The following is a 13,079-nucleotide window of genomic DNA, read 5'->3' on the forward strand; positions in this document are numbered from 1 at the left end:
TTACCATGACGGCGGGACTGACTGTTCGTCGGACGGGGCAGCGATGGCACGGTTCGTGGGGGCGTTGAAACGGATCGCGCCGTGGGCGGTCCAGAACGCCGACGTCGCCATCGCGTTGCTGCTGGCCGTCGTGGTGGGCGTGCTCGGCATCATGCCCGACGAGATCTTCGGCGACAACGGCGCCACCGTGCAGACGCAGCTCGTCAGCGCCGCGACGCTGGTGATCCTGGCGCTGGTGGCCACCGCGCTGCTGCGCGACCGGGCCCGCCAGGCGCCGATGGAGGCCATCACCTCCGACGTGCTCGGCCGGCTGCCGACCAGGCTCGACCGGCTGGAGCAGATCGAGTCGCTGGTCGACCGTACCCGCAAGGCGCTGGACGCGCTGCAGCTCGTCCGGGTGCTGGGCAGCTCGCAGGAGATCGCGCAGGCGCACGCCGAGGCGCGCGAGGACACCACGCGGTGGAGCTTCAAGGGCGGCACCGGCACCTACCTGCGCGCCGTCACCCTGCCCGCGTGCGTGGCGGCCGCCCGCCGCGACAAGCGCCACCTGACCGTGCGCATCGAGGTGATCGACCCGGCCGACGTCGAGGTCTGCGAGACGTACGCGCACTACCGGCGGTCGCTGTCCGACCTGCCCGACGGCACCGGCGAGCGGTGGACCACCGACCGGGTCAGGAAGGAGTCGTACGCGACCATCCTGGCGGCGTTCTGGCACCGGCAGCGTTACGGGCTGCTCGACATCGGGGTGGGCCTGTCGTCGACGATGACCACGTTCCGCTGGGACCTGTCCAGCAGCCGCCTCATCATGACGGTCGAGGACCCGAACCGCGCGATGACGGCGCTGGCCGGCACCTTCTACTACGAGAACTGCGACACCGAGCTGCGGCTCAGCTTCGAGCAGGCGCGCCGGGTCCCGCTGGACAAGTACCGGAGCGTGCAGCTCGGCGACGAGCCCACGATCGAGGAGGTGCAGGACCTGTTCGAGCGGATCGGCGTGCCGTTGCCCAAGACCTACAACGGCCGCGACGTCGTCGACATCGCCCGCAAGGCGCTGCGCGCGGTCGACCCCTATGGCGAGCCGCTGCGGGAGACGGCGGTCCCATGAGCTACGGCGGCGTCTTCCAGCGGCTCGCGCGCGGCGAGGCCAGGGCCTGGGCTCTGGCGGCGATCTCCGGTGACGGTCTGCGCGGCGTGCGCCACCCGCTCGGATTCGTCTGCCTGCCGCTGGAGCGCGACGGCGGCGAGGGGGTATGTATCCATCTGTGGTCCGACTCGCTGGCGCCCGCGCGCAGCACCACCTCGCAGATCCACTGCCACAGCTGGGACCTGGTCAGCCACGTACTCTACGGCCAGGTGCGCAACGTGCACGCCGTGGTGACCGACGCGGGTCACGACGCCACGCACCGGGTGTTCGAGGTCGTCAGCGGGCCGGGCGGCGACCGCATCTCTCCCACCCCGCGCACCGTCCGTCACGAGACCGGCCTGGTGGAGGTGTTCGGGCCCGGCGACACCTACACGCTGCCGTCTGGACGCTTCCACAGCAGCGTCGTCCCCGAGGGCGGGGAGACCGCCACGATCGCGCTCGGCCGGAGCCGTCCGGGCAGCCGCGACCTGTCGCTCGGCCCGCTCCGCACGGGCGGCCACCACGTGCCGAGGCAGGCGCTCGACACCGCGGAGACGGCGCTGGCCGTCCGACTGATAGCCGCCCACCTGAGCTGAGGGGTTCCCGATGGATCTGGATCACGCCCGCGCGGTCGCCGTCGAGGCCGCCGAGGCCGCGGGGGCGCTGCTCCTGGACGGCACCCGAGGCGAGGTCGGAGTGCGCCAGAAGGGCGACGCCGGCGACGTGGTCACCGATCTCGACCTGGCGTCGGAGGAGCTCCTGGCCGGCCGGATCCTGACGGCGTTCCCGTCACACTCGGTGATCACCGAGGAGTCGGGCCTGCTGGGCGCCTCGGGCGGCGAGTGGACGTGGCTGGTCGACCCGCTCGACGGCACCAACAACGTGGCCATCGGCCTGCCCGCCTACGTGGTCGGGCTGGCGCTGTGCCGGGTCGGCCGGCCGGTGCTCGGCGTGGTGCACGACCCGGTGACGGCGCGGACGTGGTCGGCGATCCAGGGCCGCGGCGCGCTGGCCCCGTCGGGGTCGCGGCTGTCGGCGTCCTACCGGCCCTCTCCGCACGGGCCGCTCCTGGCTTGGACCCAGGGGTATGCTGTGAGCAGGCAAGACGCCAGAGCGTGCCTGCTGAAGTCGGCCCTGGAGCTGAGCGCCAGACGAGTGCTGCAGCTGTGGGCCCCGTTGCTGCAGTGGGTGATGCTCGCCCGTGGCGACATCGACGGCATCGTCGGCTACCGCGCGGAGGCGATCGATCTGCCGGCCGGGGCGCTGATCGCCCAGGAGGCGGGCATCGAGATCCGGGCGCTCGACGGCGGGCCGTTCGAGGAGAGCATCGACGGCGGCGCCGGAGATCGCAGTTTCGTGGCCGCGCACCCCAAGGCCCTGCCGGGCCTGCTGGCCCTTGTCAGCTGACGATCCGGCGAGGTGGGAAGGTCGATGACTTCCGTCTGCCGTCGATGTCGATGAAGAGGGTGCTTGGAAGCGGCACCGCAGGGAAAGGAGAGATCACCATGGCGACCATGCTGACCGATGTGACCGTAAGCGAGCCGGCGCGGGTGCTCTTCGCCTCCGCTGCGCAACCGTCCGACGCCTTTACCCCCGAGCGGATCCGTGCGGCCGCCTTCCGGAATCGGCTGGTGACGGCATGACCAATGAGCGGGGGAAGGACTGGGCCCATCCGTGGTTCGCGGTCGTGGTGGGGCCGCGCCCGTCGGAGCAGGTTCCGGAGGAGGACGAGCGCCGCAGGCGCCGCCGCCCTCCCCGGCCGGTGAAGCTCCGGCGCACTACTTGAGCAGGTGCTCGCACGTGCCCTTGCCGGAGGCGACCTTCTCGCCGTCCACGGTGATCCGGCAGGCGGCGGGCTGGAACTGGCCGTTCGCGTCCCGTACGGACCCTGACACGAGGGTGATCAGCCGGCCGGCCTTCTGCTCGGCGGCGGTCAGCTCGATCTCGGCGGTCCTCGACCAGGGCAGGTCCGCGTCGTTCTCGGTGCCGTTCGTGTCGAGGTGGTAGACGATCGGCTGGGCGGAGGTGCCCTTGCCGAGCACTTCCAGCTTGACCTGGCGCACCGCCAGGGCGGAGGCGTCGTCCGTGGCCGGGAGGGTGTCGGCGGACGCCGTGGAGGGCACCGCTTCCGAGGGGGCGGAGGCGTCGGTGGCGCCGCCGCAACCCGCCAGCGCCATGATCATGGCGAGCGCTGCGATGGTCATCTTTCGCGATTCGGGCATGGCGCCCATTGTCGCGGACCTTGACGGCTCGTTCGGGACTATCCGAAAGTCACCAGCGCCCACGTGGTGGTGACCAGCCCGACGACGGCCAGACCGGCCCCGGTGAGCAGGAAGCGGCGCATCGGCACCCGCAGGCCGTGGCGGCGGCACGACTCGAACCAGAGCAGCGTGGCCAGCGACGCCCACGGCGTGATCACCGGCCCCACGTTGGTGCCGACGAGCAGGGCGAACAGCTGGCCGCGGTCGCCGGGCGGGATGACCTCCTCCACGGCCTTGTACGCGGGCAGGTTGTTGATGACGTTGGACAGACCGGCGCCGACGGCGGCTGTCCTGTACGGGTCGCGGTCCGTGCCGAGCAGCCAGTTCATCAGGTCGGCCAGCCCGTAGCGGCTCAGCGTGGGCACCACCAGGAACAGCCCGGTCACGAAGACGAGCAGTTGCCAGGGCACCAGCCCCCAGGTGAGCCGGGCGCGGTCGCGCACGGCGAAGGCGACCACCACGACCAGCGCCGCGGCGACCGCGGCGACGCCGACCTCCACCCGGGCCAGCAGGGCCACGATGAACAGCAGGCACGCGGCCGAGGCGGCGCCGAACAGCACGCGGTCGCCGACCGGCTGCAGCACGGGCGGGGTGTAGCGCAGCTCACGCCGCTCGCCGCGGCGCCAGAAGAACGCCCACAGGAACGCCATCGTCACCACGATCGAGACGAGCTGGGGCGCCCACATGCGGGCGGCGAACTCCAGCGGCGACAGCCCGATCTCGTCCATGGCGAGCAGGTTGGTCAGGTTGGACACCGGCAGCAGCAGGCTCGCGGTGTTGGCGAACCAGATGGTCGTCATGGCCAGCGGCAGGGCGGCGATGCGGGCCCGGGACGCCAGGGCGAGCATGACGGGGGTGAGGAGGACGGCAGTCGTATCGAGATTCAAAAATATCGTGATAAATGACGCGAAGGCAGTGCAGAGCAGGAAGAGCGCGACGTAGTTCCCGCGGCCGAGCACCGCCACCCTGGCCGCGATGGCGTCGAAGACCTGGGCTTCCTTGGTCAGCTCGGCGAGCACGATGATGCCGACCAGGAAGACCAGCAGCGGCCCGATCTCCGCCAGGCTCTCGGCGGCGTCGGGCAGCGGGAGCAGGCCGGTCGCCACGAAGAGCAGGCCGAGCGCGAGCAGCCCGATCCTGATCCAGTCGAGCACGCCAAGACGACGCAACACGAGGACGATGATCGCACACGGGCTGCGAAAGGCCGATCCCACGCGTGATACTGGACGGATGGCGCGTGACGGCAGGCCGACCCAGATCTTCGTCAGCTACTCCCCCGCCGACACGGCGTGGGCCACCTGGATCGCCTGGGAGCTGGAGGCGGCCGGCTACCGGACGATGATCCAGGCATGGGACTTCGTGCCCGGCACCAACTTCATCGACTTCATGGACCGCGGGGTCAGCGAGGCCGGGCTGGTCGTGGCCGTGCTCTCGCGCAACTACCTGAGCTCGCGCTACGGGCGGATGGAGTGGCAGGCGGCGCTCCGCGCCGATCCCGACAACCCGTCCAACAAGCTGATCACGATCCGGCTGGAGGACGTGCGGCTCGAAGGGCTGCTGTCCACGATCACCTGGGTCGACCTGCTGGGCGTCACCGACGCGGGGCAGGCCAGGGCGCTGCTGCTCGGACGGGTGCGCGAGGCGCTGGCGGGCCGGGCCAAGCCGGAGGCCGCGCCGGCGTTCCCCACCGGCACGAGGACGGTCGCCGGCCCCGTGCCCTCGCTGCCGCCGCCCGGCGAGCGGTCCAGGGCGCGCCGCACGCCGGTGTCGGCGCCGAAGTTCCCGCCCGCCACGGGCCCGCATCCGGCGCGCGAGTCCGTCAGCGTGCTCCACATCGGCGGTCCGCGCTTCGGCCGGGCGCTGCCCGACCCCGGTGAGCCGTTCACGCCGGAAGACATGCAGGCGCGCATCTGGGCCGACCTGACCTCCATGTACGACCGGGGGATGCCGCGGCCCGACCTGATGGTGGTCAGCGGCGACCTGACGGAGTCGGGCACCCTCGGCCAGTTCGGGCAGGCCACCCGGTTCGTCACCGACCTGCGGATGCTGATCGGGCTGGAGCCGCACCGGCTGGTCATCGTGCCGGGGCCGCGCGACGTGACGAAGGCCGCGGCCAGCGCCTACTTCATGACGTGCGAGGCCGACGACGTGCGCCCGCAGCCGCCCTACTGGCCGAAGTGGCGCCACTTCGCCGGCCTGTTCGAGGAGGTCTACCAGGGGCTGGACGACCGGGTGTTCGACGGCGGGCAGCCGTGGACCCTGTTCGAGGTGCCCGATCTGAAGGTGGTGGTGGCCGGGCTCAACTCGACCATGGCCATGAGTCATCTCGAGCGCGACGCGTACGCGATGCTGGGCGAGGCGCAGGCGGCCTGGTTCGCCGAGCGGCTGCGCCCCTACGAGGAGCGGGCGTGGCTGCGGCTCGGCGTGCTGGGCCATCCGCCCGACGCGCTGCACGACGCGCCCGCGTACGACCGGCTGCTGGCGCACCGGCTCAACCTGCTCTTCCAGGGCGGCGGGCAGGGCGGCGAGCTCGCGGTCGCCGCGCCGCGCTCCGGCCGCCACCACGTCGTGGAGATCACCTCCGGCGGCGTCAGGATGTGGCTGCCCGACGGCGGCGAGCCGGAACGGTCCCCGAGGGCCTGGCGGGCCGCCCGCGCCACGTTCGCGGGCGAGACGCCCCCCGCGCGGCTGCCCGCCCCGCCGGCCGGGCCCGGACAGCCCGACGGGCGCCAGCCGAGCCCGGTCGACCTGCTGCTCGACCGGATCACCGAGGTGTGCGAGGCCAGGCACGAGCGGGCCAGGGTCCGCCGGCTGCGCGACCACCTGGTGGTCACCCATCCTGAGGACGGGTTCGTCCGGCAGACGATGATCGGCGCCCACGTCGGCGACCTGACGGCCGAGGACGCGACGGCCTTCGTGCGGCAGGCGCACGCCACGGAGCTGGCGGCGGAGCTGGTCTACCAGGGGCCGCCCCCGCCACGCGCGCTGCGTGAGGACCTGATGCGGCGCGGGGTGCGGCTGCGCAGCTTCACCGAGTTCCAGGGCCTGCTCGACCTGTCCGGTTACGTGGCCGAGCAGACGGCCAGGCTGACCACCGACCGCCGCTACCCGCCCGACTTGTACGTGCCGCAGCGCTACCGCGAGCTCGACCGGCCGGGCGGCCAGGTCAGGCCGGGCCTGACCGACGAGCTGATGCGGCTGCTGTCGGCCGACCACGGCCGGTTCCTGCTGCTGCTCGGCGACTTCGGACACGGCAAGACGTTCGCGCTGCGCGAGCTGGCCCGGCGCATCCCGGCCGAGCTGCCCCACCTGACGCCGATCCTCATCGAGCTGCGCGCCCTGGACAAGTCCCACTCGGTCGACGGGCTGGTGGCGGCCCACCTGGCCAACCACGGCGAGGAGGTCATCGACCTGAAGGCGTTCCGCTACCTGCTGCGCCAGGGGCGGATCGTGCTGCTGTTCGACGGGTTCGACGAGCTGGTCACCCGGCTCACCTACGACCGGGCGGCCGACCACCTGGCGACGCTGCTGGCCGCGGCGGAGGACAAGGCGAAGATCGTGGTCGCCAGCCGCACGCAACACTTCAAGTCGCACAGCCAGGTGCTGACCTCGCTCGGCGAGATGGTGGGCGTGCTGCCGCAGCGGCGGGTGCTCGGGCTGGAGAACTTCACCCGCGACCAGATCCGCTCCTACCTGCACAACCGGTTCGCCCGCGAGGACGAGGCGGCCGCCCGCATGTCGCTGATGGAGGGCATCGAGGACCTGCTGGCGCTGGCCAGGAACCCGCGCATGCTCACCTTCATCGCCGACCTGGACGCCGAGCGGCTGCGCACGGTCGCCGAGGCCCGCCACACGATCAGCCCGGCGCTGCTGTACGAGCAGATCCTGGAGGCCTGGCTGGCCTTCGAGGAGCACCGGGCCAGGATGCCCGGCTCGGCGGCGGCGCTGACCAAGGACGAGCTGTGGCAGGCGGTGACGGCGCTGGCGCTGCGGCTGTGGGAGACCGGCGAGTCGCTGCTCGGCGTCGAGGAGCTGACCGAGATCGCCGAAACGCTGGCCGACCTGGCGGGCGGCCAGCTCACCCCCGCGCACACCGCGTACGCGATGGGGTCGGGCAGCCTGATGGTCCGCACCGAGGAGGGCATGTTCGGGTTCATCCACGCCTCGGTGATGGAGTGGCTGATCGCCCGCCACGTCGCGGCGACGCTGGAGGCGCCGGCGGTGCTGTCGCGGCGGCCGCTGTCGGCGCTGACCGTGGAGTTCCTGTGCGACCTGGCCGACGTGCGGGCGCTGCGCGCGTGGGTCGCCGACCCGCCCGCCGACGACGTGGCCAGGGCGAACGCCGTCAAGATCGCCGCCCGGCTGCGCACCCCCGCCAGGGCCGACCTGCGCGGCGCGAACCTCAAGGGCGAGGACCTGTCGGCTAGAGACCTGCGGGAGGTCGATCTGACCGGCGCCGACCTGACCGAGGCGACGCTGGCCGGCACCAACCTGTCCAGGGCGGTGCTGCGCGACGCCCGCCTGGTCGGGGCCAGGCTGGACGGCGCGGTGCTCGCCGGCGCCGATCTGACGGGCGCCGACCTGTCGGGGGCGCGGCTGGCCAGGACCGACCTGAGCGACGCGGCCGTGTCCGGCGCCCGCTGGCACCGGGCCGCGCTGATCGACGTGCGCGGCACGCTCCCGCGCCTGCCGGGCGCCGCCGTGGTGCCCGGCCAGCCGGTGGAGACCCAGCTGGCGCCGGCCGAGATCGGGGTCCCGTACGGCTATCACTTCCAGACCAGCCGGCTGCCCGAGCCGATCGCCTACAGCCCCGACGGGGCGACGATCGCGATCGGCCACGACGACGGCGGGGTGCTGCTGTGCGTCGGCGGGCTGCCGGTGCGCACGTTGCAGGGGCACTCCGGGCGGGTGTACGCGGTCTCGTTCGCCGGCGGCCTGCTGGCGAGCGGCGCGAGCGACGGCACCGTGGTGCTGTGGGACGCGCTGACCGGTGAGCGGCTGCGCACGCTGACCGGCCACTCCGACGGCGCCTGGCCGGTGCGGCTCAGCCCGACGGGCGAGCTGCTGGCGGTGGGCGGCGGCGACGGCGTGGTCCGGGTGTGGGACACCGCGACGGGCGAGTCCGTCCACCTGCTGGCCGGCCACCAGGCCCCGGTCTACACGGCCTCGTTCGGCGGGTCGGCGCTGGTGACGGGCGACTCGGCGGGCGTGGTCCGGGTGTGGGACCTCACGTCCGGAGAGCTCGTCACGACGCTCGACGGGCACCGCGGCGGCGTCTACCGCGCCGTACACGCCCCCGGCGGCGCGTTGCTGGCCACCGGCGACGAGGCGGGCACGCTGCGGCTGTGGGACACCCGCACGTGGGAGCGGCGGCACGCGCTCACCGGCCACCGGGGCAGCATCTACTGCGTCACGTTCTCCCCCGACGGTTCGCTGGTGGCCACCGGCGACACCTCGGGCGACGTGCGGCTGTGGGAGACGTCCGGCGAGTTCCGCGGCCTGCACACCACCCACGCGGCGGCCGTCTACCAGGTGGCGTTCTCACCCGACGGGCACACGCTCGCCACCGGCGACTCCGGCGGCGTGGTCCGGCTGCAGACCGTGGGCGGCCCGCACCGCACCGAGCTGACCGGTCACCGCAGCTCGGTGTGGCCGTTCGCGTGGCGGCCCGACGGCGGGCAGCTCGCCACCAGCAGCAACGACGGCACCGTGCGGCTGTGGGACCCGGTGTCCGGCAAGTGCCAGCGGGTGCTGCGCGGCCACGGCAGGCGCATCACCTCCGTACGGTTCAGCGCCGACGGCACGATGCTGGCCACCAGCGGCAACGACGGCGTGGTCCGCATCTGGGAGACGCGCACGGGGCGGAAGCTGACCGAGTTCACCGGCACCTCCGACCGGCTCATCTCCGCGCTGTTCTCCCCCGCGGGCCCGCTGCTCGCCGCCTCCAGCAACGACGGCGGCGTGCACTTCTGGAACGTGACGACCCACGAGTACGAGCGCGAGCTGAACACCGAGACCGACCACGTGTGGGCCGAGGCGTTCAGCCCCGACGGCACCATGCTGGCGACCGCCAACGACGACGACAGCGTGCGCGTCTGGTGGCGCTCCACGGGCCGGCTGGTCACCAACCTGGCCGACCACCGCGGCCGGGTCCGCTCGATCGCCTTCAGCCCCGACGGCCGCTACGTCGCCACCGGGTGCGACGACCGTCGCGTACGGATCTGGCACGTGGAGTCCGGCGGCCGGGTGGCCACCCTCGACGGGCACACCGACCGGGTGTACGCGGTGGCGTTCTCGTCGTCGGGCCGTCTGCTGGCGAGCGCCGGCAACGACGGCCGGGCCCTGGTGTGGGAGCTGCGGCCGGGCCAGCCGTGGCATCCGCTGCTGCGGCACACCCTCGACGGCGGCCGGGGCCGGCTGTGGAGCGTCGCCTTCGACGCGTCCGGAGAGCGGCTGGCGACCGGCGGCGACGACCTGACCGTGCGGGTGTGGGACGCGGAGTCGGGGCGGCTGCTGCACCGGCTGGACGGGCACGCGCGGCGGGTCTGGTCGGTGGCCTTCAGCCCGGTCTCCGACCTGCTGGCCACGGCGGGCGACGACGGGGCGGTCATCCTGTGGCAGGGCGCGGAGCGGCTGGTGACGCTGCTCGGGCTGCCGGAGGGCTGGGCGGCGCTCGCCCCCGACGGGCGCTACAAGGTGCACGGCGAGACGGCGGGGCAGTTCTGGCACGTCGTCGGCATGTCGAGGTTCGAGCTGGGAGAGCTGGACGCCTACCTGCCGGGGGTGCGCCAGGTGCCGCTGGACTCGCCGTTCTAACCCCGGGCGGCGCGCTCCAGCAGCTCGGCCCAGACCTCGCCGGCCCGGGCGTCCAGGTCGTCGAGCGACCCCTCGTTGGGGATCACGACGTCGGCCACGGCCAGCCGGTCCTCGCGGCTCGCCTGGGCCGCGATGCGGGCCTTCGCGTCGTGCTCGGCCATGCCGCGGTGGTCGGCCAGGCGGGCGATGCGCACCTCGTCGGCCGCGTCGACCACGATGACCACGTCGTACATGCCCGCCAGGCCGTTCTCGGCCAGCAGCGGCACGTCGTAGACCACGATCGCGTCGTCGGGCGCCTCGCTCTGCAGCCGGGCGACCCGCTCCCCCACCAGGGGATGCACGATCGCGTTGAGCGCGGCCAGCTTCTCCTGGTCGGCGAAGACGATCGAGCCGAGCTTCTCCCTGTCGAGCGAGCCGTCGGGGCGGAGCACCTCCTCGCCGAACGTCGCCACCACCCGGGCCAGGCCGGGGGTGCCCGGCTCGACCACCTCGCGAGCGATCTTGTCGGCGTCGATGACCACGGCGCCCCTGGCGGACAGCCTCTTGGACACCTCGCTCTTGCCCGAGCCGATGCCGCCGGTGAGCCCAATCTTCAGCACAGCGGCAGCCTACCGGTGGGTCAGCGCCTCAGGTGGACGAGGGTGAGGTGATCGTCCATGCGCTCGCGGCGGGTCTCGCGGTAGCCCAGGCGGCGGTAGAGGCGCAGGTTGCCCTCCGACAGGTGGCCGGTGTAGAGGTCGAACGCCGTCGCCTCCGGCACCTGGTCGTGCAGCGCCCGCAGCAGGGCCGTCCCCAGCCCCTCCCCCTGCCGGTCGGGCGCCACGACGAGCCGGCCCACCAGGCAGGTGGTGCCCGACAGGGCGCCGCGCACCGCGCCGACGATCCGCCCGGCCTCGACGGCCTTGAGCGCGAGGCCGGTCTCGATGGCCTTGCGGACCTGCTGGACGGACTCCACCAGCGGCGGGATGTACGGGTCACCGTAGAGCTGGGCCTCGCTCACGTAGGCCGCGCGCTGGAGGGTCAGGATCTCGCCGGCGTCCTCCGCCCCGGCCCGCTGGATCTCCACGCCGAGCACCCTACACGCGTCACCGCCCTCCCCACGCCCCTGAAAGCTCCCGTGACGCCCGGACGGCACGTCCTCCGAGGGAAGGGGCCGGGGAGTCTCCTCGCCGCCGTCAGGGCGATCTCGGCGTCCGCACGCGAGAAGGCCCCGCACGATGCCGTGCGGGGCCTTCTCGGTGACGTGCTACCAGGAGATCAGCTCTGGCCGCCCGCGAGCTTCTCGCGGAGGGCCGCCAGCGCCTCGTCGGAGGCGAGGGCGCCGCCGGCCGGGGCCGACTGGCCGCCGCCCTGCTGACCCTGCGGCTCGCCGTAGGACGTGGGAGCCGCCTCGCCCGCCTCGGCCTCGGCCTTGCGAGCCTCCTCGATCTGCTTGCGGTGGGCCTCGTAGCGCGTCTGGGCCTCGGCGTACTGCCGCTCCCACTCCTCACGCTGCTTGTCGAAGCCCTCCAGCCACTCCCCGGTCTCCGGGTCGAAGCCCTCGGGGTAGATGTAGTTGCCCTGGTCGTCGTAGGTGGCCGCCATGCCGTAGAGGGTCGGGTCGAACTCGACCTCGGCGCCGACGCCCTCGTTGGCCTGCTTCAGCGACAGGCTGATGCGGCGACGGTCGAGGTCGATGTCGATGATCTTCACGAAGATCTCGTCGCCGACCTGGACGACCTGCTCCGGGATCTCCACGTGGCGCTCGGCCAGCTCGGAGATGTGGACCAGGCCCTCGATGCCCTCCTCGACCCGGACGAACGCGCCGAACGGCACCAGCTTGGTGACGCGGCCCGGCACGACCTGGCCGATCTGGTGGGTGCGGGCGAACTGCTGCCACGGGTCTTCCTGGGTCGCCTTGAGCGACAGGGAGACGCGCTCGCGCTCCATGTCGACGTCCAGGACCTCGACCGTGACCTCCTGGCCGACCTCGACGACCTCGGACGGGTGGTCGATGTGCTTCCAGGACAGCTCGGACACGTGGACCAGACCGTCGACGCCGCCGAGATCGACGAAGGCGCCGAAGTTGACGATCGAGGACACGACGCCCTTGCGGACCTGGCCCTTCTGGAGGGTGTTGAGGAACGTCTGGCGAACCTCGGACTGCGTCTGCTCCAGCCAGGCACGGCGCGACAGGACCACGTTGTTGCGGTTCTTGTCGAGCTCGATGATCTTGGCTTCGAGCTCGCGGCCGACGTACGGCTGCAGATCGCGGACACGGCGCATCTCGACGAGGGACGCCGGGAGGAAGCCGCGGAGGCCGATGTCGAGGATGAGACCACCCTTGACGACCTCGATGACGGTGCCGGTGACGATGCCGTCCTCGTCCTTGATCTTCTCGATCGTGCCCCAGGCGCGCTCGTACTGAGCACGCTTCTTGGACAGGATCAGGCGGCCCTCCTTGTCCTCCTTCTGGAGAACGAGGGCTTCGACGTGTTCGCCGACCTCCACGACGTCAGCCGGATCGACATCGTGCTTGATCGAAAGCTCACGCGAGGGGATGACTCCCTCGGTCTTGTAGCCGATATCGAGAAGGACCTCGTCTCGATCGACCTTGACGACGGTGCCCTCGACGATGTCGCCGTCGTTGAAGTACTTGATGGTCTCGTCGATCGCGGCGAGGAAGGCTTCCTCGGACCCGATGTCGTTGACCGCTACCTGCGGGGTGCTCGAGGTGGCCTCAGTGCTGGACGTCATGTGTGGAATTGCTCCGAACGCGGACAGGATGTCGATGTGGCGGACGCGCGGCAGGCCCTCTTCCGCATCAAGCCGAGGAATTACGACATCGACGAGACCGAGCGCGAGCCCGCTCCGTCTGAGGCGCGCGCGAGCCCACAGCG

At 72.4% G+C, this 13,079-nt stretch carries 11 protein-coding genes; 6 read left to right on the forward strand and 5 right to left on the reverse strand.

The genetic code is table 11. The features are described from left to right. The first annotated feature begins 43 nt into the window (after window positions 1-43). The 5 genes from ACIBF7_RS12325 (at window position 44) to ACIBF7_RS12345 (ending at window position 2,909) form a co-directional block, all read left to right on the forward strand. Window positions 44-1,105 (forward strand): hypothetical protein, encoded by a 1,062-nt coding sequence (locus ACIBF7_RS12325; RefSeq protein WP_246639253.1) that lies wholly within the window; start codon window positions 44-46, stop codon window positions 1,103-1,105. Next, complete coding sequence (locus tag ACIBF7_RS12330; protein WP_148032601.1) at window positions 1,102-1,719, forward strand: hypothetical protein; 618 nt, start codon at window positions 1,102-1,104, stop codon at window positions 1,717-1,719. Before ACIBF7_RS12325 ends, ACIBF7_RS12330 begins: the two co-directional genes overlap by 4 nt. 10 nt (window positions 1,720-1,729) lie before the next feature. Then, window positions 1,730-2,530 (forward strand): inositol monophosphatase family protein, encoded by an 801-nt coding sequence (locus tag ACIBF7_RS12335; RefSeq protein ID WP_271278544.1) that lies wholly within the window; start codon window positions 1,730-1,732, stop codon window positions 2,528-2,530. Between the two features lie 98 nt (window positions 2,531-2,628). Then, window positions 2,629-2,766: a hypothetical protein gene (locus ACIBF7_RS12340; RefSeq protein WP_187281244.1), complete on the forward strand. Its 138-nt coding sequence runs from the start codon at window positions 2,629-2,631 to the stop codon at window positions 2,764-2,766. After that, window positions 2,763-2,909, forward strand: a complete 147-nt coding sequence (locus ACIBF7_RS12345; protein ID WP_187281245.1) for a hypothetical protein — start codon at window positions 2,763-2,765, stop codon at window positions 2,907-2,909. Before ACIBF7_RS12340 ends, ACIBF7_RS12345 begins: the two co-directional genes overlap by 4 nt. On the opposite strand, the gene ACIBF7_RS12350 is transcribed toward ACIBF7_RS12345, so the two are convergent. Next, complete coding sequence (locus ACIBF7_RS12350; protein WP_271278543.1) at window positions 2,902-3,345, reverse strand: hypothetical protein; 444 nt, start codon at window positions 3,343-3,345, stop codon at window positions 2,902-2,904. The two genes, ACIBF7_RS12345 and ACIBF7_RS12350, sit on opposite strands and share 8 nt — an antisense overlap. A 38-nt stretch (window positions 3,346-3,383) precedes the next feature. Continuing rightward, window positions 3,384-4,556 (reverse strand): SLC13 family permease, encoded by a 1,173-nt coding sequence (locus tag ACIBF7_RS12355; protein ID WP_261808658.1) that lies wholly within the window; start codon window positions 4,554-4,556, stop codon window positions 3,384-3,386. A gap of 58 nt (window positions 4,557-4,614) precedes the next feature. On the opposite strand from ACIBF7_RS12355, the gene ACIBF7_RS12360 reads away from it, so the two are divergent. Beyond that, window positions 4,615-10,200: a TIR domain-containing protein gene (locus ACIBF7_RS12360; protein ID WP_397197108.1), complete on the forward strand. Its 5,586-nt coding sequence runs from the start codon at window positions 4,615-4,617 to the stop codon at window positions 10,198-10,200. Here ACIBF7_RS12360 and coaE read toward each other — a convergent pair. The 3 genes from coaE to rpsA all read right to left on the reverse strand — a co-directional run bounded on the left by coaE (window position 10,197) and on the right by rpsA (window position 12,936). Further along, a complete protein-coding gene (coaE, locus tag ACIBF7_RS12365) occupies window positions 10,197-10,799 on the reverse strand; it encodes a dephospho-CoA kinase (protein WP_397197109.1) in 603 nt (200 codons plus the stop codon). The genes ACIBF7_RS12360 and coaE overlap by 4 nt on opposite strands. A gap of 20 nt (window positions 10,800-10,819) precedes the next feature. After that, window positions 10,820-11,266 carry a GNAT family N-acetyltransferase gene (locus ACIBF7_RS12370; RefSeq protein ID WP_397197110.1) on the reverse strand — a complete coding sequence of 149 codons (447 nt, stop codon included), beginning with the start codon at window positions 11,264-11,266 and terminating at the stop codon, window positions 10,820-10,822. Between the two features lie 191 nt (window positions 11,267-11,457). Then, on the reverse strand, window positions 11,458-12,936 hold the full coding sequence (rpsA, locus tag ACIBF7_RS12375) for a 30S ribosomal protein S1 (protein WP_148032607.1): 1,479 nt from the start codon (window positions 12,934-12,936) through the stop codon (window positions 11,458-11,460). Between the last annotated feature and the right edge of the window lie 143 nt (window positions 12,937-13,079).

This window comes from Nonomuraea sp. NPDC050478 (assembly GCF_044458265.1).
GTDB classification, from domain to species: domain Bacteria; phylum Actinomycetota; class Actinomycetes; order Streptosporangiales; family Streptosporangiaceae; genus Nonomuraea; species Nonomuraea ferruginea.